Source organism: bacterium, assembly GCA_035530055.1.
Taxonomy (GTDB): Bacteria; UBA6262; WVXT01; order WVXT01; family WVXT01; genus WVXT01.
The window spans coordinates 1-2,323 of record DATKVN010000099.1 but is presented as its reverse complement, the minus strand read 5'-3'; the positions used below and the strand labels follow the sequence as shown (position 1 = coordinate 2,323).

Sequence of the window (2,323 nt, the reverse complement as noted above, 5' to 3'; positions counted from 1 at the left end):
CGGCATCCAGGAAACGCGAGTTTGAGCCGCCTATGCCTACAGCGGTTTATTCCTTCCTTCCTTTTACTTGGGGGAGTTTCGGCTCCCCCTTTTTTATCTGTGGATTAGATGATTATTAACGGAAATTCTCTTGAAGTATTGCAATCAATGAAAAGTGATTCAATAGATATGTGCCTGACATCCCCCCCATATTTGGGATTGAGAGATTATGGAGTTGAGGGACAGCTCGGTTTAGAACCGACTCCCGAGCTATACATTGAACACATGACTGAGGTATTTCGTGAGGTAAAGCGGGTGCTGAAGGACGAGGGTACACTGTGGCTTAATATTGGGGATACATACAATTCGAGAATATCTGGAAATCCATCCTCAACTGGAATCACAAAAGAACAAAGTCTGACACCGAGAGATGAAATTGATTTACCATCCAAGTGCCTCTGTATGATCCCCGAACGCCTTGCGTGGTCGCTGATAGAGGATGGCTGGATATTACGCAATAAAATTTGCTGGTACAAGCCTAACGGGATGCCCTCCCCCGTAAAGGATAGGTTTGGTAATAAATGGGAGTATGTCTTTCTGTTTTCCAAGAATAATAAAACCCTCCTCTGGCAACACAAGAAAACGGGAGAATGGGTACATAAACAACCACCTGGAACACAGGGGAGTGTGGGCATTGATTGGGAGTGGAAAGAGGATAAGAAAGTATCTTTGTGGTATGGATTCACATACTATTTTGATCTGGATGCGGTGAAAAATCCTGTCGCCGTTAGTACAATCGGTCGGGGAAAAGTAGATTTTGGAGGAGCGAAGGGGCGAGAATATCAGCCAGATAAAAACGACCCTAATTACAACGGTGTGAATCCTGGCGATGTATTTCAGATACCGAGTGCGACAAGGACAATGGGGGCAATCCTCGGAGTCCAGGGGGCGGTAAAAGTACCTGGGGGTAAAGGCTGGACTGGACATCCAGAAGGCGGGGGAAACGCTTGTCAAAAGGATTCACGCTGGTGTCCTCCGGAAGGCCCAAACCCGGGCGACTTTTGGCAAATACCAACTCAGCCATTTCCAGAAGCCCATTTTGCCGTATTCCCTGAAAGGCTATGTGAGAAGCCGATAAAGGCTGGTTGTCCTGAAGGAGGAATAGTTCTAGACCCTTTCTGTGGGGCCGGTACTGTTGGGGTAGTGGCAAAAGAGCAGGGAAAGCAATTTATAGGGATAGATATTAAATACGAATATTGCAAGATGGCAAAGCGGAGAATAGCCCAGGTTAGTTATCAATTAAATTTTGAGGAGTTAATCCATGAACCCGCCTACTGACTCCGGCATCCTCTGCCGATTCTGTGGCAAGCGGTATCCGAATGAGGAGATCACGGTTAAGGAGTATGGGATGTGGATTATCGAGATATGCGAAGGCTGTTTGAAGAAGCCGGCGCAAGTGGAGGTTGTGAGTGAATAAGCCGCCCGCGTTCCAGTTCTATCCAAGCGAATTTGTATCTGACTTTAAAGTAATAATGATGAGCATGGAAGAGAGGGGGGCATACATAACCCTATTAAGCCATGAGTGGCTAGAGCGGGGACTTCCTAATAATCAGGATGAGTTGAAAGCCCTTTGTGGCAATCCGGAAAACTGGCCATCCATTTGGAAAAAAGTTGGTCAATGTTTTTATGAAAAAAAAGGAAAACTTTTCAATAAAAGATTAGAAAAAGAAAGAAAGAAAATTCAGGCCTGGAAGAAAAAATCAAGAGAAGGTGGCATAAAAAGTGGAGAATCCAGGCGGGGAAAGGTTGAACCAAAGGCGAACCACCCTTCAACCAAAAGTGAACCAAAGGCCAACACTCTTACTTCTTCTCTTATTCCTTCTCTTAATAATAAGAATGAAGATAAAGAACCATGTCCGAACACAAAATATTCGGACGTGGATATTGAACTCTCTTCACTTCTGATTGAAGGGATTTTAAAGAACAATCCCCGTGCCAAGGCCGGAAAGCTAACCGAAAAGCAGAAGGAATTCTGGTATAACCAATGTCGGTTGCTGAGAGAGGTTGATGAGTGGGATCCAAATGAGATTCGGACGGTGATTCTATTCTGCCTCCAGGACGATTTCGAGATGGCGAATGTTTTGAGCATGGGAAAGCTAAGGTTGCGGTTTGACAATCTGGCATTGAAGGCCAAGAGGGAGATGGTAAAAAAGATAGGTGAGCGTGATGTAGGGCGGCAGAGGATGGTCCCATGAGCCTAGAAATAAAACAAGCAAAAATAAAGCTCTATTGGTTACTTCTTGAAAAGCTAGAAAAGGACTCTGATTCTTTAACAGAGAATGAA

The 2,323-nt window shown here is 44.9% G+C and carries 2 protein-coding genes; both read left to right on the top strand.

Annotated features, from left to right (window positions below; genetic code table 11):
• The first annotated feature begins 147 nt into the window (after positions 1-147).
• Complete coding sequence (locus tag VMW39_07780; GenBank protein ID HUW23915.1) at positions 148-1,317, top strand: site-specific DNA-methyltransferase; 1,170 nt, start codon at positions 148-150, stop codon at positions 1,315-1,317.
• A 131-nt stretch (positions 1,318-1,448) separates the two neighbouring features.
• Positions 1,449-2,234 (top strand): DUF1376 domain-containing protein, encoded by a 786-nt coding sequence (locus VMW39_07775; GenBank protein HUW23914.1) that lies wholly within the window; start codon positions 1,449-1,451, stop codon positions 2,232-2,234.
• Positions 2,235-2,323: the final 89 nt, after the last annotated feature.